This window comes from Pseudoalteromonas sp. APC 3250, assembly GCF_030407915.1.
Classification (GTDB): domain Bacteria; phylum Pseudomonadota; class Gammaproteobacteria; order Enterobacterales; family Alteromonadaceae; genus Pseudoalteromonas; species Pseudoalteromonas tetraodonis.
This window is the reverse complement of record NZ_JASDCM010000003.1, coordinates 170,263-196,695: the sequence shown is the minus strand read 5'-3', so window position 1 is coordinate 196,695 and position 26,433 is coordinate 170,263. Positions and strand designations below refer to the sequence as shown.

Below are 26,433 nucleotides of genomic sequence, written 5' to 3'. Positions count from 1 at the left end.
GTATGTTAGCGGGTTTGTTCAAGGTATTGTGGGAAAAATAATCACCTAATGATTATTTACTTGCGCCAGATCAAACTTGCCATACGACCGGTTTGGCCATCGCGCCGATAAGAAAAAAACAAGTTAGCTTGAGAAACCGTGCAATGCTCACCCCCGCTAATGTTTATAACGCCCTGTTGATTAAGTAAAATAGTTGCTATTAGATAGATATCAGCTAAATACTTTTCATTATTTTGAGCTTTGAACGCGCTGTGCATTAGTGGGTTATTTGCTGTAAATAACTCGACTACCTCTTGGCCGACTTGAAATTGATTCGCCCCTATTGCAGGACCTAACCAAGCATGTATATTCGCCGAGGCATTTTTAAAACATGCCAGCGTATTGTTTATCACCCCTTGCTCTAACCCTCGCCAACCAGCATGAATTGCGGCCACTTCTTGCCCGTCACTCGATGAGAGTAAAATAGGTAAACAATCAGCAGTCATTATGGCTAAAGGTTGATTGCGTAATTGCGTATATAGCGCATCGGCTGTGAGTGTTTGGTTGGGGTCAAATCGCTCATCCACTGTAATTACATCAGCGCTATGAACCTGATTTAACCAAATTGCCGGTTTAGGCAAATGAGCATTTACACGTGCTCTGTTATTTAATACATCTTGGCTGTTATCACCTACATGCAACCCTAAATTCAAACTATCGAATGGAGGCTGAGATACCCCCCCTTCACGTGTAGTACTCAATGTATCTACACCATGAAGAGATTGCCATGTAGCTGATAAGCCAAACATTGTTAACTCGCTATATCAGGGTTTGCTTTTGTGTCTTCACGCAGTGCTTGAGTCATCGCCACCATATCATCAGGGATAGGCGCTTGCCAGGTCATCATTTCACCGGTGATTGGATGCGCAATACTTAATTTAACGGCATGAAGCGCTTGGCGTTTAAAGCTACGCAGTAACTCAAATAACTCAGGCGTTGCCCCTTTTGGTGGACGAGGACGACCGCCATAAGATTGATCGCCAATTAATGGGTGGTTTAAGTACGCCATATGCACACGAATTTGGTGTGTACGCCCTGTTTCAAGACGTAAACGCAAACGTGTATGGGCGCGGAATTTTTCGGCAACACGGTAATGCGTAATAGCTGGTTTACCCATTTCATGTACTGCCATATGCGTACGCTGCGTTGCATGACGACCAATTGGTTTTTCAACCATACCACCGGCTGTCATAGTGCCATTACATAACGCTTCATATTCACGTGTGAAGTTTTCGCGCTTTTGCAGTGCTTTAACTAAATGTGTTTGTGCCTGAATCGTTTTAGCAACAACCATTAAACCTGTTGTATCTTTGTCTAAACGATGCACAATACCTGCTCGTGGCACATTAATAATTTCTGGGTAGTAGTGTAATAAAGCATTTAACACCGTACCGTCAGGGTTACCTGCGCCAGGATGAACCACTAATCCCATTGGTTTGTTGATCACTAAAATATCATCGTCTTCATAAACGATGTTTAATTTGATATCTTGTGCTTCGTATTCACGAGGTGCTTCTATTGTTGTTTCAACAGCTACAACTTCACCACCGAGTAGTTTTTCACGCGGGGTGTTGAAAATTTCACCATCAACGGTGATTTTATCATCTAAAATCCACGTTTTTATCCGTGATCGTGAATAATCAGGGAACAATTGTGCTAATACTTGGTCTAGACGTTTACCACCTAAGTCTGTTGGGACCTCGGCTTGGAGAGATATTTGCTCTGACATTAGTAACTTTACCCAATTTACCAGTGCAAGCTTTGCTTGACTGGGTTAGAATCGCTTTTAATAAAAGCATAACATAATACGCATAGTTTACTCGGTTTTACCCACTTGGCCTAGCCGAAGACATCGAAGGTAACAAATAAAATGATAAATAAAATAGGGAAACGTGCATTCGCCATTGTTTTTTCAGTTTCAGTGCTTAGTTTAGGGGCCTGCTCGTCTGCACCTGACCAAGAAGATATTCAACGCGTACCCAACAGATCGGCACAAGCACTATACGAAGATGCAAAACAAACGCTTGATTCTGGTTTATACGCTCGTGCAATTGAATTATTAACGGCAATTGATTCTCGCTACCCGTTTGGTCCGTTTTCAAAACAAGTCCAAATGGATTTAGTGTATGCACATTACCAATCAGGTAATACAGAGCAAGCGCTTGCTACAATCGACCGTTTTATTCGCTTAAACCCAAACCACAAAGATTTAGATTACATGTACTACATGCGTGGCTTGGTTAATATTAAGGCGGATAAAAATGCTTTCCAAGAATACTTTGGTGTAGACAGAGCTGACAGAGATGCTAAACGCACCCGTGTTGCTTATACCGACTTATCAACTTTGGTTAAACGTTTTCCAGAAAGTGATTATGCGCCAGAAGCAAAACGTCGTTTAGTTTGGTTATTAAACCGCATGGCACGTTATGAGTTAAAAGTGGCAACTTACTATTACGAACGTGAAGCCTATTTAGCAGCCGCAAATCGCGGTAAATATGTGGTAGAGCACTACTCACAAAGTAGTTATCTTGATGCGGCACTCGCCATGATGGAAAAAAGTTACGAGAAGCTTGGCTTGACTGAACTAAGTCAGCATGCAGAGCAAACGCGTAAATTTAATAGCAGAAATAAATAACACGAAAAAGGCGCTAGTTATAAAATTAGCGCCTTTTTTACGAGGTTTACTCGACTATATAGCCTCTTCATCCTCTTCTGCAGTACGAATTCGAACCACACGTTCTACGTCAGTGACAAATATTTTACCATCACCGATTTTGCCAGTTTGTGCTGTTTTAACAATAACATCAATAGCACGTTCTACGTCTTCATCACCGAGCACAATATCTAGTTTTACTTTAGGTAAAAAGTCAACCATGTACTCAGCACCACGGTATAGCTCTGTGTGGCCTTTTTGACGCCCAAACCCTTTTACTTCACTTACTGTCATACCCGTAATGCCTACATCAGATAATGCTTCACGCACATCATCGAGCTTAAACGGTTTAATGATTGCTTCTATTTTTTTCATAGTAATTACTTTTGAAAGCTTCAGTTGCCTCGATTTTAGACAATCATGAGGTTCATAGCAAACAAAGAGATTGAATAGCACCGGTGAAAAATAATCATGGTATGATTATTTTAATAAAAATAACTATACTAAAACATCACCGAGTTAATGAGATTTATATGAAAACTAAGCACCGTGGATTTACCCTATTAGAGTTAATGGTCACCGTGGCCATTGTTGGCATTATAGCCACTATTGCGTTGTGGAACAGTAGCGATATGCTGGAAGAAAACCGAGGTGAAAATTTTTTATTAGAACTTAAACGTAATATTAGCTTTGCACGCTCACAAGCGGCTAGTACCGATGAGATCGTAATTGTGTGCGCTGCTCCAGGTACAAAAGTAAAAAGTGATGATAAAACCCTAACTTGCTCAAGTAAATGGGATGTTGATCAAATAATTATTACCTTTATAGATGCTAATAATAATGGCCAATATAATAATGAAACAGATAGCTTGATCAGAGTCATGGAGGAAATTAGTCCTAATGATCGCGTTTCATTTACAGATACCCGTATACGATTTAATACCAGCGGACGTATAACTACAAATCCTGGGAACTTCATATTTTGTCCTAACGGCGACAACAAAAACCAAAAAGCGTTAACATTAACGCAATCAGGCACCGCTTTTTATTTAGGGGATACCACAGAGAGCTGTGGTTAAAAGCCATTTCATACTTTGTCGTTTTTTTGATTGTTTACTAAACTAATATAATGGACTGTTCAATGAAAGGCTTCAGGGATGAAGTTAATTATAAGTGCTCACAAAAATGGTGGCGTTACATTATTAGAATTACTAGTAACCATTTCAGTTATAGCGATACTAAGCCAACTCTCATTATGGTTTTTTCCTGATTTCTTGGCGCTCAATCGCGCAGATAACCAGATTAATCTATTACACAGAAACATTAATTATGCACGTCTTTATGCAATAGAAAATAATAGCTACGTCACTCTATGTGCCTTGAAAAATAATGAGTGTTTAGAAGATGATTGGGACAATCAGGTGTCACTTTTTATTGATAACGACAAGTCAACCTCTTTAGATGATGACGAGCGCCTTATTAGTACCTTTGAACATATCCATCCCTCTGATAGCTTAGAGTATCCTCGGGATGCCATCACTTTTAGACCCGATGGCTCTTTAAACGGCTTTCAAAACGGTACTTTTATCTATTGCCCAAATAACGAAAAAGCAAGCCTTGAGGGGCTTGCTCTGTCAATAAGTCAAACTGGGCGAATACGAATAAAATCTACTAACAAATGCCAAAAATAACTAATGTTATCTACCCCAGCAATAGTTGATGTCGGTATTGCCTTTACTACCCGTTGCTCCTTTTAAGCCAACGTCATTAATGGTTAATGACGTGCAATCAGCATCCCCTTTCACAGCACCAGCAATGGGTTTAGCAGTGATTGTAAATTCATTGCTATTAACCACATTAATTGTTAGCTCAAAATGACCGTTTTCAGTTTTACTTTGAATACCTAAGTCGCTAAACGAAGTTGAATATGCTCGGTTATCCACAAAGTATTGCTCTTGCTTGTTTGCCGCATCTAAAAGCGCAGAAGCGGCTTCTGCGCGTGATGCCCTTTTTATATATTCACTGTAATTAGGCACTGCAATGGCGGCAATGATGCCAACAATCGCAACGGTGATCATTAACTCAATTAATGTAAATCCTTGTTGTGTCTTATTCATATACAGCCCTTAATTGTTGATCTCATCGTTTTCTTCACGCTTATAAATATATGTTTGCTGCGTTTTAAAACCAAAGCCAATGGGTTGTTTATCATTCACTAGCTTAATTTTACCATCTACCACTTTTAAGCCAGGTCCTGTAATTTCTATTGGCTTAAGTGGATTTTCAGCTTGTTCCCCTTTGATCCCAGGACCAATTAGAAAAAACTGGCTCTCTTCGATAACATCTTCCTCTGGATTATCATCACATTTTCCATCATTGTTAGAATCAGCACAGGAATTAGTCGCACCAAAATAAAGCTGTGGTGTATCTGGCACATCATAACTGGTTGCAAATTTTAGTTGTTCATACACTTTAGTACCGTAATGCAAATGAAAAGCATAAAGTGCGCCGCCACCGCCACTTAAAGAACATTGATTCTCTACAACTTCATCAGATGCTGGCGTGAAAGAGGTAAAATAAGCAACCCCACCAACAACGGTAGCTGCAGCTAATGACTTTTCACCTTTCGCTAGCTCATAACGCCACCCTTTCTTTTTCGCCAGTTCAGCTTCAACAAGGGTGAAACCATCTAAGTCATCTAAAGTATTACCAAAGGGGTCACTATTCATCACCATTAAATCTGCAGGCACAATTGGCGCAGGAGCATTAGTTTTAAATGAACGCGTCAGAGTATTCTCATCACGGATCATAAACAATTGATCTTGCTCGTTTGTATTCGTCGGTTTTGAACGGTTACCGCTGCCAATAACAACTGCATCATAAGGAGTATCTAAACGAGTAATCACTTTATTACCATTAACCGTGGTCTCTGTTACTTTACTAAACAAAGTACGCGCAACCAATGGCTTATAAAAGAAGCGTCTATCTTGAGTATCTTGATTACTACCTAGCTCTGCAAGTTTGAAATGGCTAAACTCACTGCTATCTTCTCCAGGCATATCAATTCGCCAAATATTACCACCGGTATCTGAGGCATAAATTCTATCAATGTAGCCATCATAATCTGAATCAAGCGTAGTTAAATCAGCAGCAATACTGTGTTTACCTTTAAAGCCATTACTGTCTGGGGTTAACGCCCAAACTAAGCTGCCTGTTTTTGCCTCAACAATATAAATACCACGCCCTTTTGAGTCCTCTGCTCTTATTGCCGCATCTTTATTTGTATCGTAACCCGCGCCAAACACAAGCAAAGGCTTATTACCAAAAGCTTTAATATAAGCTATTTGTGGCTTTGACCACGTTTGTGCCAATTCAGTAAAGTCGCCTTTACCCCCTTCAATTGGTTTGCTCCAAAGACGTTTTGGCTGATTAGGATTTGTAATATCTAAACCATAGTAGTTTTTACCACCACGGCGCATTCCTGCAAAAGCCCATACCTCGTCTCCTTTGCTAGCATCTATAATACCGTCATTCAAACCTTCACTATTTAAGCTTTTATTACTAAAGTAGACACTGATAGGGCCATCCATACCATATACTTTACTATCTGCTTGTTTATTTCTAAGTGGTTTAATAATGTCAAACAGTGCTGAAGGTATAAATGCCCAACTTTCACTTACAGTCTCACCGGCATCTTTAAACATATGTAAGAAGCCAGCATTTGTCCCTATGAGGATGCGAATATCATCATTACCATAATCAATTGCAATTGGTTTTGAATGCAACGGATCACCAAATATATCAGCGCGTTGGTCTTGTGATGAGCCATCTTTGTCCTCATCATCAACATCTACTCCTCTTGCCCAATTAACATCTTGAGTGGATAAGGTCAGCGGGTTATTAACAATGCCACTGAGAATGTCACTAACAGCCGAAGTATCAAAACTAACAATCGAGCCTTGATTCTCCGTAAATAAATTACGAGCAAGTGGATCTATGGTGCTTAAATAATGGTTTACCCCCCCCTGCGCAACCGCGTTACCATCAGCGGGTTGGCCCGCAGGTAACCAAAATGTTTTTGCCTCTTTTGAAATTAAACCGTCACTATTAAGGGCTTGTTTGTTGGTTGCATCGACTATTTGGCTGCCCGATACCTTTAACTTTTTCAGGTTACCACGCCAGCGCGCCCCGGTTTCTGGATAAAACATAGCAAAATAAATAGCATCACGACTTCGAGTTTGATCTACATTGTTACTCGCCACTGACGGCGATGAAAAACTGTCATTTACTTCACGAATACGAGAAATCGTATTTTTAAGTGCATCAGATAGTTGCGCAGCTGTATTCGCATGTAAGTATTGCCCACCACCGTAATCTGCAGTCTCAGTAAGTAAGTTTTTACCTGAGTCACTCATACCCGTACCAAAACCGATAGGAAATACACGTCCTATATCAAGTACGTTCTTAGTTTTACTATACAAGTCAACTTTTACATCATCTGTACCGTGAATAATTTTTGCTAGCGCCGCCAAATAGCTGTTACTAACAGCAGGCGGATTACCAGAGAAATAACTATTATGAAGGTTGTATATATCATTATTTCTATTTGAATCGTTGGTTGGATCGCCGTCTGTCATTAAAATAATATTAATACTGTTATCACACCTAAGTGGCTCGCCAGTAACAGGCGCAAAGGGTGATTTATATATCCCTGATGACTCTGCTGTAAAATCTCGTTCATTAGTATTTCCCCCGTAATATACGTTTTGTCCCGTGATATACAGGTAGGCTTCCCAGAGTGTTTCTGTTAATGGAGTTGAACCACTTGCAGGTAACTCTTCTACTTTATTTAGTAAAAATGACTTTTCAGCCCCTACTCTGGCTAAAACATACCCACCATTACTACCATTAAAGCGCATTAAACCAAATTCAATATCATCGTTATCGTTCACTAATTGGGTGATAGCATTTTGCGCAACTCTTAAGCGGCTATCACTACATGTGGGTTCATAATTGTAGTAACTAGTTCTTTTATAACATTGCTCATTTCGTTTATAACTGTCTTTACTTTCAAAGCAATCAACCTCGTAATAACTATTACCGCTTCTTTTATAACAGGCATCACCATCATTTACATCCCATGCCATACTTCCCGATGTATCAAAAATCATGATTACGCGAGGCTTTTCATTGGTTTGTACATTATGATTAACATACAGCTCTATATCTTCAGCGCCTGCTGACATGCTAAGCATTATTCCTATTAAAGAAATGAGTGCTTTATTTAGTATCAGTTTCATTTTAAATCCCCTTGCTTAGGCTAGCCATCTCTTGGGCTACGCCTGTCACAATTGTTAGTTGGTGCTTACTTTTAGAGCCATACTCAATAGTTGTTGAAACTTGTACCATGTTGCATGAGATCCCAGCTGTAAAACTAAAACGACGAGGACATTCTAAATCAAGCACGCCTTTATTTAAGTTAATCATTCTACTTTGCATATCATTATGTTCGGCTATAACCATGCCTTTTTCATTGCCAGACGCCATGGTAGTTACTTCCTCTGGCGTTAAGAAAAATTGATTTGTTGCACCATTGCTCGCTTCATCGGCAATCATGCGCTGCACTTCGCCGATAAGTTCATTTTCGGCAACTTCTCGCTCTTGTGCTGAATTAGTAATTTTAATATCTATACTACTGCTACTCATTAACGTCACTGCAATACCTGTAACGGCTATGACCATTATTAGTGCAGTGATAAGCACCACACCTTGCTGTTTATTTTTCATCGGGATTAAATACGCCATAAATTTGCTCCCACGTTATTTAAACGGATAGTTGTTGTGAATACAGTACGTCTAAAGTTATCTGAAAAAGTAAGGGTGCGTTTATTAGCATCTTCCCCTAATACATAGGTTTGGTTTTTGAGTGTAATACCTGGGTCCGGTTGCAGTGCTCTAATCAATAAAAAAACTTGTACCGTTAAAATACCTTTGCGGTTTTCCCAGTCTGTGGCTGTCATGTTATTAATGCTTTTATAGGTATCCACGCGACTGTCGGTGGTGGTATCTAAACCAAACACAAAACGCATATTCTCCACGCCTTCCATTATAGTTTCTGTATTCATAGAACCAGCTACTAAACGTTTTCGCATGAGTGCGGGTACAGTAATACTTTTATTATTGACTGTATAAGTTTGCTCAGCAATATAATAACTATGATGGCTGTAAGGCCAAACACTGGCATTAACATTTAAACTATCAGGGTCGATAACACCTCGAACAAAGCGTGCATTTTCTTGCTCAGCAATAAAGTAATTCTCATCACTTTGCGTTTCATTAACACCTGCGGCATCAACTTCTAGTTGGTGACCTTGTAAAAACTTAACCTGTAAAATATCAGTACCCGCTAAAGGGTTATTAACACAATTAAGTTCACTTGAACTTGCCGCTGTTTTTGCATAAAGGGTTTTAAAATTACTGCTGCTGGTTAAATCAGGAAAGCTGCCATTGTTGAGACCTTCAAAGCAATCACCCGTAGGATTTGTTAATGATGATGTATTTATTGCAGTAAACGAATCATCATAAAATGTTCCCCAAAAGCCTACTTGTTCTATATCGCGTTGCATGATATTAATGGCTAATCGACCAGACTCTTGCAGCTCACCTATTGTCATCGTATCGCGGGTCGTCACTTTCATACCAATATAGGTAAACATTACGCCACCCAAAATTAATCCCCCTATAAATAAAGAGATCATCATTTCAATGAGTGTAAAACCGGCTTGCTTCATCTTAGCTCCTAACGTAAATATAGCTAGTAAGTACAACTAAACGGCGCCTTTTATCTGCTACACCACAGCTAATTTTGCCTGTTGCCTCACTCGCCTTAAATTCTTGACGACCCTGCCAAGAAACAATGACCTCAATATTAAACGCCTTACCGCCAGAGCCTGCTACCGACTCTGGATTAATACATACGGTGGCACCATCAAGTGATCCCGTATTTTCGCGGGCACGAATAGCACGCTTCCACTGCTCTATATCTAAACTCGCAATTTGTGCATTACTGCATGAACTTGTAAAACAGGTTGTAGAGGAATTAATACTTGTCTCGCTGGTAAACTCAAGGTCGTATAATGTAGCTAGTTGCGATGTATCGTTAGCCCGAATACGTTGGATAATATCATTACCAAGCGCAACAGCAGCAGCACGTTGCATTGAATCAAAGCTTGCTTGCTTTGCTTTTGCTTGCAGGGCTACAGCCCCCAATAAACCAAAGCTAAGAATAATAAACGCAATCAGGACCTCAATAAGGGTAAAACCTTTTTGCAATTTAAACGTGCTCAAAGACATAGTAAAACCAAATAATAATTATCTGATACTAAGTGTATGCAATAAAAAAATAGATTCAACTAGGACCACGACCAACGGTTAATTATGTTGATAAGCGGTTAATAGGTCGGTGTGCTAAAGTACGCTTTTTACGCTTTTGAGCGCTCGACGACTAACAGCTAAAAAAGGTGAACACCCTTTGAGTTCAATAACATGTTGATGGTTTTTAAGTGTATGGAGTGCCAAAATTTTATTTTTATTCACTAAGGTATTTCGATGAATTCGCAATAAGTGACGAGGATATTGCATTTCAAGTTGCTTTAAACTGTCTTCAATTAGAGCCTCCCCACCATCGAACACAACTTTGGTATACTTTTCCTGTGCATAAAAATAAAAAACATTTTCTATTTTTATACTTCTTACGGTGCCTGCTAATTGATAGGTTATTTTTTCTGTTTGTTGTTGTTGCAGGTGTACTCTGTTTAAACGTCCTAGCTGTTGTAATGCATGTTGCAAACTTTTTTCTGATATAGGTTTTACCAAATATCCGGCTGCATTTAACTGCATCGCATCAAGTGCATGCTCAGGATGAGCGGTTATAAAAATAATCGCCGGAGGTACCGCTAGATCATTGAGTTGATTGGCCACTTCGATGCCATTTAAGCCTGGCATATCAATATCTAAAAACACTAAATCAGGCTGCTGCTTTTTCATTTGTGTTAAAGCGTCATTGCCATTACTAGCCTCTCCTTGCACATGAATGGATGTATGGTTCTCAGCGAGTAAACGCTTCAATCGTGCCCTTGCTAAGGGTTCATCATCTACAATCAATACATTCATAACGTATTCTCTGCTTGTTTTGGGATGACTACTTTGACTCTAAATTGATTATCTTTGTTGGTTATTGTCAGTTGCGCCCGACCTTTATAATAAATACTTAAACGAGAACGAATATTATCAAGAGCCATACCGTTATGCTCTCTAGTATTTTCAGTTTCAGTAGGTACAGGATTAGTTACAATTAAGGTTAAATAATGTGTTGTCACATGCAGTTCAATACTTATAGTAGCACCACTTTGGCTTGGCTCAATGCCATGACATACTGCGTTCTCTACCAAAGGTTGTAATGTTAGATATGGAATATATAGCGCAGGGAGATGTTCTGGTAATAACCACTCAACCTTTAAGCGCTCTGCAAAGCGCCATGATTCAAGCGCAATATACTGTTTAGTTAATGTTATTTCATCACTGAGTAATACACTTTGACCTGAACGCATTGCAGCTTGAGACAGCGCTGCTAGTGCTAAAATTGCATGCTCTGCAGCCTCAACGTCATGATGCGTTAATTCTGCCGCCGTATTCAAGCTATTATATAAAAAGTGGGGTCGGATCCGTGCCTGCAAAGCATCAAGTTCTGCACGAGAAAGTGCTTTGGTTTGCTGCTCTTTTTCAAAATGAATAAGCAAAAATTGTACAAACAGTAAGGTAAGCAAAAATACAATAATGCAATTACGCAGCACAAAAAACGTCAGTTGTTTTTCGTTTTCAATATCAAAAGCAATATGAGAAAACACCAGACTAAATACAGCAGTACTGAGACTATATGAAGCAATAAAAAAACTGATCTGAATAAACTGAGTCTGTTTTGCGAGTAATCGACGACAAAGATATAAAAAAGAGGTACTGACCAGCACAGTTACATGGAGAAACAAACTGATCGCCCCCAAATGCAGCCATATGTCATCGCCAGCATTAGGAGCAAAAGCTAATATAATAGCCACAACCTGTGTTACTACGAGGGATGCAAGCACACCACGCTCATTAAAAAGGGCCGAAAAAAGTAACGCATCTGGTGACAGTTGCTTACCCATTCGACCCTCCTTTTATGATTTATCTCTAAATTAACGCAGCTCTACTGGTACAGCAAAAACAATGTTTTCTTCTTCACCAGGGTTTTCTGTTACTTGGTTACCACCGAGCTCTTTTAAGCGGGTAATCACTTGCTGCACTAGCACTTCAGGTGCTGACGCGCCTGCGGTAACCCCCACACTATTGATACCATCAAACCATGACGCTTCAACATTGCTGGCATCGTCAATTAAGTACGCACGCGTGCCCATTTTATCAGCTAGTTCTCGTAAACGATTGGAGTTAGAGCTATTTTTAGCGCCTACAACCAATAGCACATCGACTTTGTCTGCTAAGTCACGTACTGCATCTTGACGGTTTTGAGTTGCATAACAAATATCATCTTTACGCGGACCATCAATAGCAGGAAACTTGCTGCGTAAGGCATCAATCACATCCGCAGTATCATCTACCGATAAGGTTGTTTGGCTGCAATAAAAAAGGTTATCTGCATTCTTAACATCAAGCTTTAGCACGTCATCAACGGTTTCAACTAGGTAAATGCCACCTTGTTGATTGTCGTATTGACCCATAGTGCCCTCAACCTCGGGGTGTCCATGGTGACCAATTAAAATGCATTCAATGCCTTTTCTGCTGGCACGGGTAACTTCCATATGCACTTTAGTCACTAACGGGCAGGTTGCATCAAATACTTTAAGCTCACGGCGTTTTGCTTCACTGCGTACAGCCTGTGATACACCATGTGCACTGAATATAACAATACTGTCATCCGGTACCTGATCAAGCTCTTCAACAAACACAGCGCCGCGATTTTTTAAGCCATCAACCACATAACGATTGTGTACCACTTCATGGCGCACATAGATTGGTTTTTCAAAAATATCTAAAGCGCGCTCAACAATGCTAATTGCGCGGTCAACACCGGCGCAAAAGCCTCGTGGATTAGCTAATAATATTTCCATTAACCTTGCACCTCAATAATATCAACTTCAAACGTTAAACGCTGGCCCGCTAATGGGTGATTAAAATCGATAGTAACTGACTCGCCTTGCACTTCACGCACCAAACCCGGAAGCTCGGTGCCATCAGGTTGAGTAAACGCAATAATAGCACCTACTTTAGCCGGCGTTTCTACACCAAACTTACTACGATCTACATAATAAATATTATCTGGGTTTGGTTGACCAAAGGCATCTTCCGGCTCAAGTTCAAATGTTTTGCTCTCACCGGCCGTTAGGCCAAGTAAACATTTTTCAAAATTAGCGGTTAAGCTGCCATCACCCATAGTGAGCTTAGCAGGCTTGTTATGCACTTTCGTTGAGTCAGCGGCAGAGCCATCTTCTAGTTTAATAGAAAAATGAAAAATAACGTCTGAGTTTTCACCAATTACAGCTTGGCTCATGCTTTATGCTCCTTTGGATTTTCGCCGGTAAAGGCGTCAAATAGTAATAATGCAGCACCAATACAAATAGCGCAGTCTGCAATATTAAATACGGGAAAATGTGAGTCTTCGTAAAACACATGTAAAAAATCAATAACGTAACCATAAGCAATGCGGTCGTACAAGTTACCAATAGCACCGGCTAAAACTAACGAGTAAGCACCACATAATACTTTATTAGACGCTGGAAGACGTTTTAACCACCACACCAACAAACAACTAATCGCGATTGCTATTGCACTTAAAAACCAACGCTGCCAGCCACCCGCTTCGCTTAAAAAGCTATAGGCTGCACCGTAGTTATGTACATAAGTGATGCTAAAAACAGGCAGTAAATTAATTGACTCACCATACGCCATGGTGTTTACAACCAGTGTTTTACTGGCAAAGTCTATTACAAGCAGTAATAGACTCAACCAAAGCCACACTAAACCACTTTTTTGGGTTAGTTTGCTCACTAAAAACAACTCCTAAGCGAATTGACGCTTTTCACCTTCACCGTCAACGTTACTTACACAACGACCACAAATTTCGGGATGAGCAGGCTCAACACCTACATCTTCACTGTAATGCCAACAACGCTCACACTTTTTAGCATCTGTTGCTGATACGCTAATGTATAAACCATCAATTTCAGTAGTTTGTGAATCTGCAGGTTGACTATCTACCTCGGTAACGTTAACCGCAGAGGTTAACAACACAAAACGTAGCTCATCGCCTAACGCCGCAAGTTTTGCTGCAAGCTCTTTGTTGGCAAACAGGTTTACGGTTGCTTGTAATGTTGCGCCAATCACTTCTTCTTTACGTGCAGCTTCTAACAGACGGTTCACTTCGTCACGCACATTTAAAATAGCTTGCCAGTCTTCATTACTAAACTTGGTCGTTGTTGGTGCTTGTAATCCCTCATACCATGTTGAAGTAAACACGTAGTCACTGCGCTCACCTGGAAGTGCTTCCCAAATTTCTTGCGCTGTAAAGCTCATGATTGGTGCCATCCAACGCGTCATTGCTTCAGCAATATGATAAAGCGCTGTTTGACAAGAACGACGTGCATGGCTGTCGCTTTTTGCCGTGTACTGACGGTCTTTTATAACGTCTAAGTAGAACGAACCAAGCTCACCGGTACAGAAGTTCATTAGCTTTTGCGTTACTAATAGCATTTGGTAGCTATCGTAAGCCGCTAAAATATCATCTTGTAACTGTGCTGCGCGCCCTACAATCCACTTATCAAGCTCAACCATATCATCAACAGCAACTTGATCCGTTTTTGGATCAAAACCACTTAGGTTAGCAAGTAAGTAACGGCTGGTGTTACGAATACGACGGTAACGATCTGCCGAACGTTTGAATATTTCATCGGATACAGTCATTTCTGCCGTGTAATCAGTTGATGCTACCCATAAACGTAAAATATCAGCGCCCAGTTTATTCATCACATTTTGTGGCGAAATAACATTGCCTAATGACTTAGACATTTTGCGGCCGTTTTCATCAACCGTAAAGCCATGCGTAAGCACTTGCTTGTATGGTGCATGACCATTAATTGCCACTGAAGTCATCATTGATGACATAAACCAACCACGGTGTTGATCAGAACCTTCAAGGTATAAATCTGCAGGACCAACTAAATCTTCACGCGCATCAACTACACAAGCATGAGTCACACCTGAGTCAAACCACACATCTAGCGTGTCTTGTACTTTCATGTACTGTTTAGCGTCTTCTTCACCTAGCAAAGTAGCAGGCTCTAGGTCATACCATGCTTGAATACCTGATTTTTCCACAAGTACTGCAGCTTGTTCAATCAGCTCTTGAGTATTTGGGTGTAATGCACCCGTGTCTTTATCAACAAACAATGCAATAGGTACACCCCACGTACGTTGACGCGAAATACACCAATCAGGGCGGCCTTCAACCATGTTGGCAATACGGCTTTCGCCCCATTCAGGTAACCATTGAGTATTTTTAATTTCAGCCAGTGAATCTTTGCGTAAGTTAGCCTGATCCATGCTAACAAACCATTGTGGTGTGGCACGGAAGATAATAGGCGTTTTATGGCGCCAACAATGTGGGTAGCTATGAGTTAATGCATGATGATGCATTAAGGCATTATTTTCTTTTAATACCTCAATTACACTCGCATTGGCTTTAAACACATGTTGACCGGCAAATAATTCAGTGTCAGGTAAGTACACTCCGTTTGCGCCAACTGGGTTAGCTACTTCAAGATTATACTCAAGGCCTGCCACGAAATCTTCTTGACCATGACCAGGTGCAGTATGTACAACACCCGTACCAGAATCTGTGGTTACGTGTTCAGCTACAATAACCGGTACGTTAAAGTCATAAAATGGGTGTGCAACGATTAAGTTTTCAAGTGCTGCACCTTTAACATAGCCAAGGATATGGAAGTGGTTAAAGCCAAAACGATCCATCGCATCTTTAACAAGCTCAGAACCTAAAATCAGACGCTGCTGAGCACCTTCATCGTCTACTTGTACTAGCGCGTATTCTAAATCAGCATGCACAGCAACCGCACGGTTAGCTGGCAAAGTCCACGGTGTCGTAGTCCAAATAACAGTCCCTACACTGCCAGTGCCTTGATGGCCATCAGCTAAGTTAAACGCATTTACTACTGCGTCTTGATCAGCAAAAGTAAAACGTACATCGATAGCTGGCGATTGTTTATCTTGGTATTCAACTTCTGCTTCTGCTAATGCAGAGCCACAATCTGTACACCAATGCACAGGTTTTGCGCCTTTATGTAGATGGCCATTTTTTATAATGCGACCTAGTACACGAATTGCATTGGCTTCAAAGTCAAAGTTCATGGTTAGGTAAGGCTTATCCCAATCACCAAAAACGCCTAAACGTTTAAAGTCTACTTTTTGACCTTCCACTTGCTTTTTAGCATAGGCACGACATTTTTCGCGAAATTCTGCAGCAGTTACCTTAACACCGGGTTTACCGACTTTTTTCTCAACCATTAACTCGATTGGTAAACCATGACAGTCCCAACCCGGTACGTATGGCGCATCGAAGTCTGATAAGGTTTTAGACTTAACAATAATATCTTTTAATATTTTATTTACTGAATGGCCTAAATGGATATCGCCGTTTGCATACGGAGGGCCGTCATGCAAAATGAAAGTTTTTTTACCTTTCTTTGCGCTGCGAATTTGACCATACAGGTCGTCTTCATACCATGCTTTAAGCATTTTTGGTTCACGTTGTGCCAAATTGCCACGCATTGGAAACATTGTTTCCGGTAAATTCAAAGTATGTTTGTAGTCGCTCATTAATCCTACTTTCCGTCTCTATCGGCTACCTAATTTAAACCAAAACACTGCTTAGCGGCGGCAACATCGGTTGCTATTTGTGCCGTCAGTTGTGTTAATGTCTCGAATTTTTTCTCGTTGCGGAGTTTTTCAATCAACTCCACATGCATAAATTGTCCATAAATATCTTGTGCAAAATCAAAAAGGTGTACTTCTAATAAGGCACGAGTTCCATTAAATGTGGGTTTGTTTCCAATGTTAGCTACCCCAAAAACGTGTTTCCCTGCGATCATTACTTGAACCGCAAATACGCCATTAACCGGACAAACTTGACGCTTTAGCGCAATATTTGCCGTTCTAAAACCTAGTTCTCGGCCTTTTTTCCAGCCGTGAATAACTCGCCCAGATATCGCATAATTATGCCCAAGCATGACTTTTGCACTAACCAAGTCACCCTCAGCAAGCGCTTCTCGTATTAAGGTACTGCTTACTCTAGCATTTAATTGCCTAAAGCTGGCAGTGCTTTTAACACTCATTCCCGCTTGAGTACCCATATTAGCCAATAGGCTAAAATTTCCTTGGCGCTGTTTACCAAATCTAAAATCATCGCCAACCGTTAATGCTTTAACGCCCAGCTTTTTAATTAAAATATCGCTCACAAACTGCTCTGCATGCATATTTGCAAACGCTTGATTAAAGCTAATACAAATAACGCGCTCAATCCCCAAGTTACTCAATAGACGAAGTTTATCACGCAGTCGAGTAAGCCTAGCCGGGGCATTGTTTTTTGCAAAAAACTCTTGTGGCTGAGGCTCAAATAACATTACAGTGCTGGGTAAATTATTTTCTTTGGCATCCGCTAACAGCCCTTTTAATACGGCAGCATGACCCAAATGAACACCATCAAAATTACCAATGGTTAGCACACAACCAAAGTGTTGTGGGCGTATATTGTGTATACCTCTAATTAACTCCATGCCACCTAATGCCTTTTTCAGCGAGCGATAAAATGCGACCTTGGGTCGCAGAGTGTCCGATTATAATCTTTTTTTTAATTTGATTCAGTAATTGCTACACTTTTTATCGTATTTAGTCTAACGCCCATCAAAAACAACATAAAAAAGTAACTAACAACCGCAATAATTAATAACACAACCAACAACATAACTTGTTCACTAAAGTGCCAGCTAGCCCAATCATAATGTCTACTGGTAAACCACACTAGTGCGCCCATCGTCACACTCGCCAGCAAACACTTCAAAGTGAAGTAGCCACTCATGCTGGAGAACTGGTAAACATTCTCTTTTTTAAGCTGTCGGTACAGTAAGTAGGCATTACAACTAGCCGACATAGAGGTTGCCAGGGCTAAGCCTAAATAGCCAATAAAGGGCGCCAGCATAATATTAAACACCATGTTAAGCACTAAAGTGACAATACCAATGCGCACCGGTGTTTTCGTATCTTGGCGAGAATAAAACCCAGGCGCCAACACTTTAATTAACATAAAACTGACTAATCCCACCGAGTAGGCAACCACCCCTAAGCTCACTGCCTTAACGTGATCAATGCCAGCCTCTTTAAACGCGCCGTGATCAAACAGCACGGTAATAATCAACGGGCTAATAATCATCAACCCTATCATGGCCGGGAGCCCTAAAAAAATCACAAATCGCACTCCCCAATCTAGGGTATGTTGAAAGTCGCTACTTTTTTTACTGCTGTGTAATTTTGATAGCGCAGGTAAAATAACCGTCGCAATACCAATACCAAATAAACCAAGTGGGAATTCAATCAGTCTATCTGAGTAATACAGCCAAGCGATAGAGCCTGTCATCAATAATGAAGCTATTACCGTATCGAGTAATAAGTTAATTTGACTAATTGATACACCAAATAACGCTGGGAGCATTAATTTACGCACTTTTTTAACATTTTCGTCTTGCCAACCCCATCGCGGGCGCGCCAACATTTTTGCTTTATATAAAAACGGCAGTTGAAATAATAGCTGTACCACGCCCCCTAAAAATACGCCTATTGCTAATGCATATGCACCAACAGAAAATTGGTCATGCAATAAAATGGCACAACCAATAATAGAAACATTAAGTAATACGGGAGTAAATGCGGCAACTGCAAAACGGTTGTACACATTCATTACTGCGCCACTAAGCGCCACTAAGCTTACAAAAAATAAATAAGGAAAGGTCAGCTTTAATAGTGAACTGGCAAGCTCAAACTTTTCTGCGTCAGGGCCACCTTGCCACCAATCAATAAACCAACCAGTACCAAATAAAGCGGCGATAACGGGGGATGCCACAACACCAAAAAGCGTAACGAGTAGTAAAATTGTGCCGAGTGTACCTGCCGCCTGCGCAACAAATATTCTGACTTTATCATCGCCTTGTTGTTCTTTGATTTCACTTAATACAGGTACAAACGCCTGTGCAAAAGCCCCTTCAGCAAATAAACGGCGTAAAAAATTAGGAATACGGTTTGCAAATAAAAACACATCGGCAGCAGCCCCTGCCCCCAACAAGTTAGCAACAACAGCATCACGCACTAGCCCTAAAATACGCGAGATCATTGTCATTGCACTTACAATCATCCCGGAACGAAACAAACCTTTTGACACTATAAATCCATATTAAAAATCAGCAATTAAGTTAATTATGCCATAGTCTTTTTTATAAATCGCTTTAAAGCACTAGGCTCGAACCCCTTGCTTTGTTACAATAGCGCCATTAACTGCTAAAGCGGCAAATTGATGTTCGTTATAAGGAGCAGTTTTTCTTGGATTGTTAAAATTAAATTGACATTCATGATAAAAACAGGCATATTCCACGGCCTTTAATTTAAGCTTTATTTAAGATTGTTAGGAGCAAACCTTGGCTAACATCAAGTCTGCAAAAAAACGCGCTATCACAAGCGAAAAAAACCGTCAGCACAACGCAAGCCGTCGTTCAATGATGCGTACTTACTTCAAAAAAGTAATCGTAGCTATTGAAGCTGGCGATAAAGAAGCTGCACAGCAAGCTTTTTCTGTTGCTACACCTATCCTAGACCGTTACGCAACTAAGGGTCTAATCCACAAAAACAAAGCTGCTCGTCATAAGAGCCGTTTAGCTGCTAAAATTAAAGCGCTATAATTTGTTTTTGCAAGATTAAAAAAACCGGCTTTTGCCGGTTTTTTTTTGCCCAAAATAAATACGCTTTTTAAACGTTATCGAGCTCTGGATAAAACTTTTTCAGCATCGCCGCAATTTTCTTCGGAGAAAATGGCTTAACCACAAATCCTTTTGCCCCTCTATCTATTGCATCCTTCACATTTTCAACGCCTGAATGCGCCGACACCATCACCACGTTTGTCTCTGGTGATAACTCATTTATCTGCGCAATAAGCTCTTTACCATCACCGTCAGGTAGCTCTATATCTAAAAATATAATGTTAAAGTTTGCTGCACGGCATTCACTTATGCACTGCGCGGCCGTAGACGCTTCTTTTACATTCTCTATCCCTAAATGCATCAATGTTTGACTTAGAAAGCTACGCACCGTGCTAACATCATCAACTATTAAAATAGATAGCTGCGTATTCATATATAATCCTTATAGGCTAAAAGCCGTGTCTGCGAAATTGGTGATTTGCTTAAAATACAAATATTTACTTTATTATAGAGAGCTAAGCCAAAAAGGCCAGATTTGCTTTATGTCGAAAAACACAAAAAAGAGTCGTCGCAAAAAAAATAAAGCGGCCTATGTTAAACCAATACCTAGTAACAAGCCTGCAAACCTTGGCTTACAATTAAACCCGCGCGCAGTAAGTGTAAAACGTGGCGCCAAACTAACCGCATTTTTTATTTTCACGATATTATTACTTATATTTGTTTTAGCGCCAAAGCCTAGTTTACTCACCTATAAAAAATCAGCCATGGTTAGCAAAAGTATTTATTGGCCAGGGCTATTTGCCAATAAACCAAAGCTACTGGATTCAACGCTGCACCCTAGACTAGATAAGCATCGCAGAACACTATACCTCTGTGTAGATCTTCAGCAACCACAAAGCTGCCAAAAATATCATGTTATTGCTGAAGAGGGATTATTTTCGGTATTAATGACCCACCTTTAGCATTAAAAAAACTAATCTGAAAATTTAAAATTACTTGGTTGAAAGCTGTGCAAAAGATCAACATAATGGCGCTCCTTTTTTCAACAACTGAACTATTGAAACGACCATGCTAAACGAGCTAGATTGGCTTTTAAATACATTACTACTTGCACTAGGTTTAGGTGCATTCTTTATCAACCAACTGACACTGCTTCGCGTTGCTGCGATTAGTGCGTGTGGTTTGTTATTCCTATCATTTAGCTTAGATCTTATGTCGTCGAGTATTATTTCAAATATGAGTTTAGTGTTGATCAACACATTTTACTTGTTCAAAGTTTATACGTTTGGGCAATTTAGCGTATCTCAGCATTAATTACTTCCCCTTAGAATATTTTATAGCCCAGTTTTTCTGGGCTTTTTTTTGCTGCAGCTTTAAAGATCTTGGGTCTTAGTTTGAACTAAGTTAAAATTTATCTCGTAATAGGGTCTGTTGACCTTTCAAGGTTAAATTTGCAGCAGTCTGTTTGGTATTTAGGCAAGGCAGAGCCTATGTGGTGTGGTTATTCCCCATAGATAGGTGATAACGCAGCATCAATGCCAAACAGGCGCTGCCCTTTGGGTTCTACCTAGGGGCGATTTACTCTTTGTTGCTCGGTTTTTACTTAGCCCACTAGGTTACAAACCTCGCGCCGCGATTAAACCGCCCCTAGCTTGAACAAATTTTAATCCGCAAAGGTCAACAGACCCTTGCCTAATTTGAGATAAGCCCATGCCATTGTCAGATTTCGATTTATTCTTAACTTCTATGGAAGATGTTACCCCCATAACGCATGACACTGTGACCTTACCACCTAAAAACCATAAAGCGGTCATCGCCCAGCAAGAAAAAAATAAAGCAGCACAATCAGATTTAGTCTCTGAACAGTTCAATCCGTTGGATGAACCACTTGAATTACTCGATCCACTTGCCATATTAAGCTTTAAAAAAGAGGGCGTACAAAGCGCGGTTTTTAAAAATGTAAGATTAGCGAAATATCAGCTTGATGCGACGCTTGATTTACATGGGCAACTTTTAAAAAATGCACACGCATCATTATTAGCCTTTGTTCAAGACTGCCATCAGCGAAATATAAGAATGGTACTCGTTCGCCATGGCATAGGTATTAAAAATAAAACCAAGCCAGGGATATTAAAAAGTTACGTAAATCAGTGGTTACAAACAATTCCATGCGTTTTAGCGTTTCATACTGCACTTAGGCAGCATGGAGGAAGTGGTGCGACGTATGTTTTATTGAAGAAAAGTGATGATAAAAAGCATCAAAACAGAGAAATACACAGCAAGCGTAGCTAAATCTTGCTGTGAAAATAAGGGTCAGATCAGCAGCGCTGCCGCATTGGCTTGATTAAACCAGGCAGATATTCCTAATATAATGATAGATACAACCACGATGCTAATTTTTGCGCCCCCTTGATTGGGTTTCATAATTCATCCTATTTTTTTATTATTGTTAGAACTGTTTTTAACAATAATAAAAATTACAAATGTTAACAAGCTGTTTCTGTTAAAAATTAAACAAATTTTAATCCTTGAAGGCCAACAACTGCCAATTAATAACCTTGCTGCTTATCAATGCAATTTATTAATGGCTGTTTCGCTTTTAAACGCAAAATGTTTTCTGCTATTTGTTCAATAACACTATCCAGATCTGACAACGCAGCACAGTGCGGTGTTAAAGTAATACCTGGATGCAACCAATAAGGGTGTTCGCTTGGCAGTGGTTCACTGGCAAACACATCAAGCGTTGCTGCGCGTATACGTGTATTGTTAAGTGCATCAAGTAAATCAGCTTCTACTATATGCCCACCTCTGGCCACATTAATCACCACAGCATGTTCAGGCAGTTGCTCAAGTAACTGTTTATTAATAATGCCTTGGGTACTGCTGGTAAGCGGTAATAAACATACTAAATAATCGGTTTGCGCAAGCATCTGTGTTAAGCCGTCATCACCATGATAGAGTGTCGCAATGTTTGATGTTTTAGGGCTTCGGCTCCAAGCATTTACGTTAAAACCGTTATTAACCAGCCTATGTGCACATGCTTGACCTAGTTCGCCAAACCCTAAAATGCTTACTTGATTATGTTTATGCGCTCTTTTAGGTTTCCATATACTTTGCTGTTGCTTTATTGCATATTCTTTTAATCGCAATTTTTGTGCTAATACATGGGTAAGTACGTATTCAGCCATATCGTTGGCTAACTGTTTATCAACAATACGCACGACCTCTACATCCGCAGGTAATAAACTTAAATCAATGCTATCAACGCCAGCGCCAAATGATGACACAGCCTTTAGGTTTGGTAACGTGGGCCACAGTGATGCAGGCGCATTCCACGCTAAAACGAACTCTACACTCTCTAAATTTTGGCAATCATCAAGTTCTTCAATTCGAATACTAGGCAATCGTGATTGCATTTTTGCTATTAATTTTGTGTTGTCCCGGCCTGTTATAGCCACCAAAACTGACATGATGATTCCTTAAAAAGTAACCCTGAATAATAGTACTGATATGGTTCAATTCAATAGTATGTAAACGGTTTTAAAAAGTCACACAACTGACCGCGTATTGTCATATCCGCACTCTAAGCTAAACATATTGGCTTTAGCCTAGTATAAAAAAGAGGTGCGTATGATCAGTGTAGATAAAGTAATTGCGACTAACTTACCACAGTTAACTAACTCATTTAAAATAAAAAAACTGGTAAAAAAGAGCCTTAGCTACTTATTACATGAACAAGAGTTTACAAACTTTGCAACAACTTATCCCCATCTTCAAGGAATAGAATTTGTCGAGCAAGTACTTGATGAACTTGATTTTGACACTCGATACAAAGCAAAACAAATAGAAAATATTCCCAGTGAAGGGAAAATTGTCATTATTGCTAATCATCCAATTGGATCCTTAGATGCGCTTGCATTAATTAATGTGTTATCGACGGTGCGTGCCGATTTAAAAGTCGTGGCTAACCGAATGCTAATGACCGTTGATGCAATGCATTCATTATTACTACCCGTTGATAATTTGTCGGGGCAAAGTAAAAAACAAGAGCTTAGTAATATCCACCAGCATTTAAAAAATGAAGGAGCATTACTTATTTTCCCTGCGGGTGAAGTTTCTCGACTTCGACCAACAGGGATCAAAGACTGTAAATGGAACAGCGGGTTTTTACGTATCGCTAAAAAAGCCAATAGCCCAATTTTACCCATACATATAAAAGCCAGAAACAGCCCGCTTTTTTACGGTGCCTCTATGCTATATAAACCGCTTGCCAGTTTATTACTAGTCAAAGAAATGTTTAAACAGCGCCAAAAATCGCTCGAATTTGAAATAGGCGCCTCCATTGCTCCTGAATCTTATTTAATACCCGATTTAAAAGACAAGGAAGTGGTCGAGCTTATACGAAAACAGCTGTACCGTTTAACCACTAAAAAAACACTGCCACTAAAAACTCATGCCCCTATTGCCTCACCAGAGTGTAAAAAAGAATTAAAAAAAGCCATCGAAAGCTGTGAACATTTAGGTAAAACCAGTGATGGCATGGTTATTTATTTATACCAATACCAAGGCAGCTCACCGTTATTTCGTGAACTGGGTCGCTTACGGGAAATTGCCTTTCGTGCAGTAGGTGAAGGCAGTGGCAATCGCCGTGATATAGACAAATACGACATGCATTATCAACACTTAGTCTTATGGGATGCACAATCACTCGAACTAGTTGGCGCTTACAGATTAGCCTGCGCGCAGGATGTAATTGAACAGCACTCTCAACGTGGGCTTTATACCGATAGCTTATTTAATTATACCCAAGAGATGACGCCATACTTCAAGCAAGGCATAGAATTAGGCCGTAGTTTTGTACAACCCAAATACTGGGGCAGAAAAAGCCTCGACTATTTATGGTATGGCATTGGTGCTTTTATTAATCGCTACCCTCAGTATCGTTACTTATTTGGTGCAGTGAGTGTGTCAAACGCACTGCCAGAGCAAGCAAAATCCTTACTGGTGCATTATTATCAGCACTATTATGGCTCTGAAAAGTCACTCGCAACGCCTAACAATGCATTTCGTCACACCCGTGAGCAACAGATTCAATGCACTAATTTGTTTATGGGTAACAACATCAAAGAAGACTTTGTAGAACTTAAACACATACTGGCTAATATGGGCACCCATGTACCCACACTATTTAAACAATACACCGAGCTATGTGAGCCAAATGGGGTAACGTTTTTAAGTTTTAGTATTGATCCGCAATTTAATAATTGTATTGATGGATTGGTATTGGTCGACCTTGAGAAAGTAAAACCGAGTAAAGCAAAACGCTATTTGGGAGCGCAAGACACCGCCTCAATAAACTAAGCTTTGCCGTTAAAATATTAACTTAAGCGCCTAAGCTTGGGCGCTTAAACTTAAATACTTAAACTTAGGCAATTTAATATTTATCTAATCTCCTCATTATTAGATTGGCTAAATATATGTACTAATAGTTGGGTGTATATTTTCTCTATTTGTAACAAGTCGCTAATGGGCACATGTTCATTTACTTGATGAATAGTCTGGTTTAAAACCCCGCACTCTATCACTTGCGTGTTTTTACTTGCAAAAAACCGCCCATCTGAAGTCCCGCCGCTGGTACTAAGTACTGGATAGCTTCCGGTCACGTTAAATATTGCCTGCTCTAGCTGGGCGAGTAAGCAGCGCTCTGCCCTATGGCTTGTATAATAAGGCTCACATGGACGCTCCCATTGCACCGTTAAATATTCGTTTAAATCATTCAGTGCAGTAAGTACCAGCTGTTTCACATCTGTACTTTTATACCCATGGCTGTAGCGAATATTAAACGTAATATCACATTGAGCAGGCACTAAATTATCAAGCACGTTATCAATATTAATACCGGTAACTTGCAAGCTTGTTTTTGAGCTTGGCTCATCTAAAAGCCAATCAATTTGGGTTAATCTATTCACTACTTCAGCGCTGATATGCGCAGCATTGATGGTATTTTCAGGATAGGCCACGTGTCCTGCTTTTCCTTGAATAGTTAAACGCGCTGACAGCGCGCCACGTCGGCCATTTTTTATGGTGTCGCCCACTTGCAAATGACTTGTAGGCTCACCAACAATACAGCCATCAAGTACAACACCTTGTTGCGCTAGGCGTTTCGCAATCAACACTGAGCCATGCTCTGCTTCACCTTCTTCATCAGAGGTGATTAACCAATACAAGGAGCCCTGCTTTTGCTGCGCACTATGTATTAGCGACTGCGTTGCACTGAGCATGGCTGCAATGCCTCCTTTCATATCAGCTGCACCACGCCCATAAATCGCATCATTAATTATTTTTCCATCAAACGGATCAGCTAACCAGCCACCTTGCGCAGCAGGGACCACATCAATATGACCAGAAAATGCCACCACAGGGCCTGCTCCAAAAGATATTTTAGCAATTAAATTAGTGACATTATGGGCACTAAACTGCTCAATGCTAAAACCTAAATCAGTTAGCTGATGTGCCAGCCACTCAATACCACCTGCCGAATTAGGCGTAATTGACTTAAATCGGATCAGCGTTTGTAAGTGACTGAGCGTTTTTAACTGTGGAATAGTTAAGTACGGCGCGGGTACTTTTTTGTTGATAGCTTTTGTCATAATAAAC

Annotated in this window: 27 protein-coding genes; 8 read left to right on the top strand and 19 right to left on the bottom strand. The window is 40.2% G+C overall.

Going from position 1 to position 26,433, the window contains the following annotated elements; genetic code table 11:
- Positions 1–56 precede the first annotated feature (56 nt).
- Positions 57–788, bottom strand: coding sequence for a peptidoglycan editing factor PgeF (gene pgeF, locus QL986_RS04815; RefSeq protein WP_028835383.1), 732 nt, complete (start codon positions 786–788; stop codon positions 57–59).
- A 2-nt stretch (positions 789–790) separates the two neighbouring features.
- Positions 791–1,768 (bottom strand): 23S rRNA pseudouridine(1911/1915/1917) synthase RluD, encoded by a 978-nt coding sequence (gene rluD / locus QL986_RS04810; protein WP_028835384.1) that lies wholly within the window; start codon positions 1,766–1,768, stop codon positions 791–793.
- Between the two features lie 141 nt (positions 1,769–1,909).
- Here rluD and QL986_RS04805 point away from each other — a divergent pair, with 141 nt between their 5' ends.
- A complete protein-coding gene (locus QL986_RS04805; protein ID WP_013464484.1) occupies positions 1,910–2,674 on the top strand; it encodes an outer membrane protein assembly factor BamD in 765 nt (254 codons plus the stop codon).
- Between the two features lie 54 nt (positions 2,675–2,728).
- Here the strand turns inward: QL986_RS04805 and QL986_RS04800 are convergent, their stop codons facing one another.
- Positions 2,729–3,067 carry a P-II family nitrogen regulator gene (locus tag QL986_RS04800; protein ID WP_013464483.1) on the bottom strand — a complete coding sequence of 113 codons (339 nt, stop codon included), beginning with the start codon at positions 3,065–3,067 and terminating at the stop codon, positions 2,729–2,731.
- A 158-nt stretch (positions 3,068–3,225) separates the two neighbouring features.
- Between QL986_RS04800 and QL986_RS04795 the strand changes: the two genes are divergently transcribed.
- Together QL986_RS04795 and QL986_RS04790 are read left to right on the top strand one after the other, a co-directional pair.
- Positions 3,226–3,771 carry a GspH/FimT family pseudopilin gene (locus QL986_RS04795; protein WP_013464482.1) on the top strand — a complete coding sequence of 182 codons (546 nt, stop codon included), beginning with the start codon at positions 3,226–3,228 and terminating at the stop codon, positions 3,769–3,771.
- A gap of 78 nt (positions 3,772–3,849) precedes the next feature.
- Positions 3,850–4,383, top strand: a complete 534-nt coding sequence (locus QL986_RS04790; protein WP_013464481.1) for a GspH/FimT family pseudopilin — start codon at positions 3,850–3,852, stop codon at positions 4,381–4,383.
- Between the two features lie 6 nt (positions 4,384–4,389).
- Here QL986_RS04790 and QL986_RS04785 read toward each other — a convergent pair whose 3' ends face one another.
- The 13 genes from QL986_RS04785 to murJ all read right to left on the bottom strand — a co-directional run bounded on the left by QL986_RS04785 (position 4,390) and on the right by murJ (position 19,244).
- Positions 4,390–4,809 carry a type IV pilin protein gene (locus QL986_RS04785; protein WP_013464480.1) on the bottom strand — a complete coding sequence of 140 codons (420 nt, stop codon included), beginning with the start codon at positions 4,807–4,809 and terminating at the stop codon, positions 4,390–4,392.
- A gap of 9 nt (positions 4,810–4,818) precedes the next feature.
- Positions 4,819–7,992, bottom strand: coding sequence for a PilC/PilY family type IV pilus protein (locus tag QL986_RS04780; protein ID WP_138687093.1), 3,174 nt, complete (start codon positions 7,990–7,992; stop codon positions 4,819–4,821).
- Position 7,993: 1 nt separating this feature from the next.
- Complete coding sequence (locus QL986_RS04775) at positions 7,994–8,497, bottom strand: hypothetical protein (protein WP_016899436.1); 504 nt, start codon at positions 8,495–8,497, stop codon at positions 7,994–7,996.
- Positions 8,485–9,483 (bottom strand): PilW family protein, encoded by a 999-nt coding sequence (locus QL986_RS04770; protein WP_013464477.1) that lies wholly within the window; start codon positions 9,481–9,483, stop codon positions 8,485–8,487. The genes QL986_RS04775 and QL986_RS04770 overlap by 13 nt, the downstream gene beginning before the upstream one ends.
- 1 nt (position 9,484) lies before the next feature.
- Entirely contained in the window at positions 9,485–10,045 is a 561-nt protein-coding gene (gene pilV / locus QL986_RS04765) for a type IV pilus modification protein PilV (protein ID WP_024602830.1), read from the bottom strand.
- A 114-nt stretch (positions 10,046–10,159) separates the two neighbouring features.
- Positions 10,160–10,864: a LytTR family DNA-binding domain-containing protein gene (locus QL986_RS04760; protein WP_024602831.1), complete on the bottom strand. Its 705-nt coding sequence runs from the start codon at positions 10,862–10,864 to the stop codon at positions 10,160–10,162.
- On the bottom strand, positions 10,861–11,895 hold the full coding sequence (locus QL986_RS04755) for a histidine kinase (RefSeq protein ID WP_013464474.1): 1,035 nt from the start codon (positions 11,893–11,895) through the stop codon (positions 10,861–10,863). Before QL986_RS04755 ends, QL986_RS04760 begins: the two co-directional genes overlap by 4 nt.
- A gap of 30 nt (positions 11,896–11,925) precedes the next feature.
- On the bottom strand, positions 11,926–12,855 hold the full coding sequence (gene ispH / locus QL986_RS04750; RefSeq protein ID WP_013464473.1) for a 4-hydroxy-3-methylbut-2-enyl diphosphate reductase: 930 nt from the start codon (positions 12,853–12,855) through the stop codon (positions 11,926–11,928).
- Entirely contained in the window at positions 12,855–13,295 is a 441-nt protein-coding gene (gene fkpB, locus QL986_RS04745) for an FKBP-type peptidyl-prolyl cis-trans isomerase (RefSeq protein WP_013464472.1), read from the bottom strand. The genes ispH and fkpB overlap by 1 nt, the downstream gene beginning before the upstream one ends.
- Entirely contained in the window at positions 13,292–13,792 is a 501-nt protein-coding gene (lspA, locus tag QL986_RS04740; protein WP_013464471.1) for a signal peptidase II, read from the bottom strand. Before lspA ends, fkpB begins: the two co-directional genes overlap by 4 nt.
- Before the next feature lie 12 nt (positions 13,793–13,804).
- Entirely contained in the window at positions 13,805–16,633 is a 2,829-nt protein-coding gene (gene ileS, locus QL986_RS04735; RefSeq protein ID WP_024602832.1) for an isoleucine--tRNA ligase, read from the bottom strand.
- A gap of 29 nt (positions 16,634–16,662) precedes the next feature.
- Positions 16,663–17,589, bottom strand: coding sequence for a bifunctional riboflavin kinase/FAD synthetase (gene ribF / locus QL986_RS04730; protein WP_024602833.1), 927 nt, complete (start codon positions 17,587–17,589; stop codon positions 16,663–16,665).
- A gap of 74 nt (positions 17,590–17,663) precedes the next feature.
- A complete protein-coding gene (murJ, locus tag QL986_RS04725; protein ID WP_024602834.1) occupies positions 17,664–19,244 on the bottom strand; it encodes a murein biosynthesis integral membrane protein MurJ in 1,581 nt (526 codons plus the stop codon).
- A gap of 253 nt (positions 19,245–19,497) precedes the next feature.
- Between murJ and rpsT the strand changes: the two genes are divergently transcribed.
- Positions 19,498–19,758 carry a 30S ribosomal protein S20 gene (gene rpsT, locus QL986_RS04720; RefSeq protein ID WP_008114420.1) on the top strand — a complete coding sequence of 87 codons (261 nt, stop codon included), beginning with the start codon at positions 19,498–19,500 and terminating at the stop codon, positions 19,756–19,758.
- 67 nt (positions 19,759–19,825) lie between these two features.
- On the opposite strand, the gene QL986_RS04715 is transcribed toward rpsT, so the two are convergent.
- Positions 19,826–20,209 (bottom strand): response regulator, encoded by a 384-nt coding sequence (locus tag QL986_RS04715; RefSeq protein WP_008114419.1) that lies wholly within the window; start codon positions 20,207–20,209, stop codon positions 19,826–19,828.
- A 109-nt stretch (positions 20,210–20,318) separates the two neighbouring features.
- On the opposite strand from QL986_RS04715, the gene QL986_RS04710 reads away from it, so the two are divergent.
- From QL986_RS04710 to smrA, 3 genes are all read left to right on the top strand, one after another.
- A complete protein-coding gene (locus tag QL986_RS04710; RefSeq protein ID WP_029750472.1) occupies positions 20,319–20,738 on the top strand; it encodes a hypothetical protein in 420 nt (139 codons plus the stop codon).
- 106 nt (positions 20,739–20,844) lie between these two features.
- Positions 20,845–21,090 carry a hypothetical protein gene (locus tag QL986_RS04705; RefSeq protein ID WP_013464466.1) on the top strand — a complete coding sequence of 82 codons (246 nt, stop codon included), beginning with the start codon at positions 20,845–20,847 and terminating at the stop codon, positions 21,088–21,090.
- 396 nt (positions 21,091–21,486) lie between these two features.
- Positions 21,487–22,068: a DNA endonuclease SmrA gene (gene smrA / locus QL986_RS04700; protein ID WP_024602836.1), complete on the top strand. Its 582-nt coding sequence runs from the start codon at positions 21,487–21,489 to the stop codon at positions 22,066–22,068.
- A 257-nt stretch (positions 22,069–22,325) separates the two neighbouring features.
- Here smrA and QL986_RS04695 read toward each other — a convergent pair whose 3' ends face one another.
- Complete coding sequence (locus QL986_RS04695; RefSeq protein ID WP_024602837.1) at positions 22,326–23,246, bottom strand: glyoxylate/hydroxypyruvate reductase A; 921 nt, start codon at positions 23,244–23,246, stop codon at positions 22,326–22,328.
- 160 nt (positions 23,247–23,406) lie between these two features.
- Between QL986_RS04695 and QL986_RS04690 the strand changes: the two genes are divergently transcribed.
- Positions 23,407–25,137, top strand: a complete 1,731-nt coding sequence (locus QL986_RS04690; protein WP_024602838.1) for a lysophospholipid acyltransferase family protein — start codon at positions 23,407–23,409, stop codon at positions 25,135–25,137.
- Positions 25,138–25,217: 80 nt separating this feature from the next.
- Here QL986_RS04690 and dapE read toward each other — a convergent pair whose 3' ends face one another.
- On the bottom strand, positions 25,218–26,426 hold the full coding sequence (gene dapE, locus QL986_RS04685) for a succinyl-diaminopimelate desuccinylase (protein ID WP_024602839.1): 1,209 nt from the start codon (positions 26,424–26,426) through the stop codon (positions 25,218–25,220).
- Positions 26,427–26,433: the final 7 nt, after the last annotated feature.

What these genes read in the sequence shown, in the direction of transcription:
- pgeF (WP_028835383.1), bottom strand. Translation starts at nt 788, where the DNA reads ATGTTTGGCTTATCAGCTACATGGCAATCTCTTCATGGTGTAGATACA.
- rluD (WP_028835384.1), bottom strand. Translation starts at nt 1,768, where the DNA reads ATGTCAGAGCAAATATCTCTCCAAGCCGAGGTCCCAACAGACTTAGGT.
- QL986_RS04805 (WP_013464484.1), top strand. Translation starts at nt 1,910, where the DNA reads ATGATAAATAAAATAGGGAAACGTGCATTCGCCATTGTTTTTTCAGTT.
- QL986_RS04800 (WP_013464483.1), bottom strand. Translation starts at nt 3,067, where the DNA reads ATGAAAAAAATAGAAGCAATCATTAAACCGTTTAAGCTCGATGATGTG.
- QL986_RS04795 (WP_013464482.1), top strand. Translation starts at nt 3,226, where the DNA reads ATGAAAACTAAGCACCGTGGATTTACCCTATTAGAGTTAATGGTCACC.
- QL986_RS04790 (WP_013464481.1), top strand. Translation starts at nt 3,850, where the DNA reads ATGAAGTTAATTATAAGTGCTCACAAAAATGGTGGCGTTACATTATTA.
- QL986_RS04785 (WP_013464480.1), bottom strand. Translation starts at nt 4,809, where the DNA reads ATGAATAAGACACAACAAGGATTTACATTAATTGAGTTAATGATCACC.
- QL986_RS04780 (WP_138687093.1), bottom strand. Translation starts at nt 7,992, where the DNA reads ATGAAACTGATACTAAATAAAGCACTCATTTCTTTAATAGGAATAATG.
- QL986_RS04775 (WP_016899436.1), bottom strand. Translation starts at nt 8,497, where the DNA reads ATGGCGTATTTAATCCCGATGAAAAATAAACAGCAAGGTGTGGTGCTT.
- QL986_RS04770 (WP_013464477.1), bottom strand. Translation starts at nt 9,483, where the DNA reads ATGAAGCAAGCCGGTTTTACACTCATTGAAATGATGATCTCTTTATTT.
- pilV (WP_024602830.1), bottom strand. Translation starts at nt 10,045, where the DNA reads ATGTCTTTGAGCACGTTTAAATTGCAAAAAGGTTTTACCCTTATTGAG.
- QL986_RS04760 (WP_024602831.1), bottom strand. Translation starts at nt 10,864, where the DNA reads ATGAATGTATTGATTGTAGATGATGAACCCTTAGCAAGGGCACGATTG.
- QL986_RS04755 (WP_013464474.1), bottom strand. Translation starts at nt 11,895, where the DNA reads ATGGGTAAGCAACTGTCACCAGATGCGTTACTTTTTTCGGCCCTTTTT.
- ispH (WP_013464473.1), bottom strand. Translation starts at nt 12,855, where the DNA reads ATGGAAATATTATTAGCTAATCCACGAGGCTTTTGCGCCGGTGTTGAC.
- fkpB (WP_013464472.1), bottom strand. Translation starts at nt 13,295, where the DNA reads ATGAGCCAAGCTGTAATTGGTGAAAACTCAGACGTTATTTTTCATTTT.
- ileS (WP_024602832.1), bottom strand. Translation starts at nt 16,633, where the DNA reads ATGAGCGACTACAAACATACTTTGAATTTACCGGAAACAATGTTTCCA.
- ribF (WP_024602833.1), bottom strand. Translation starts at nt 17,589, where the DNA reads ATGGAGTTAATTAGAGGTATACACAATATACGCCCACAACACTTTGGT.
- QL986_RS04715 (WP_008114419.1), bottom strand. Translation starts at nt 20,209, where the DNA reads ATGAATACGCAGCTATCTATTTTAATAGTTGATGATGTTAGCACGGTG.
- QL986_RS04710 (WP_029750472.1), top strand. Translation starts at nt 20,319, where the DNA reads ATGTCGAAAAACACAAAAAAGAGTCGTCGCAAAAAAAATAAAGCGGCC.
- QL986_RS04705 (WP_013464466.1), top strand. Translation starts at nt 20,845, where the DNA reads ATGCTAAACGAGCTAGATTGGCTTTTAAATACATTACTACTTGCACTA.
- smrA (WP_024602836.1), top strand. Translation starts at nt 21,487, where the DNA reads ATGCCATTGTCAGATTTCGATTTATTCTTAACTTCTATGGAAGATGTT.
- QL986_RS04695 (WP_024602837.1), bottom strand. Translation starts at nt 23,246, where the DNA reads ATGTCAGTTTTGGTGGCTATAACAGGCCGGGACAACACAAAATTAATA.
- QL986_RS04690 (WP_024602838.1), top strand. Translation starts at nt 23,407, where the DNA reads ATGATCAGTGTAGATAAAGTAATTGCGACTAACTTACCACAGTTAACT.
- dapE (WP_024602839.1), bottom strand. Translation starts at nt 26,426, where the DNA reads ATGACAAAAGCTATCAACAAAAAAGTACCCGCGCCGTACTTAACTATT.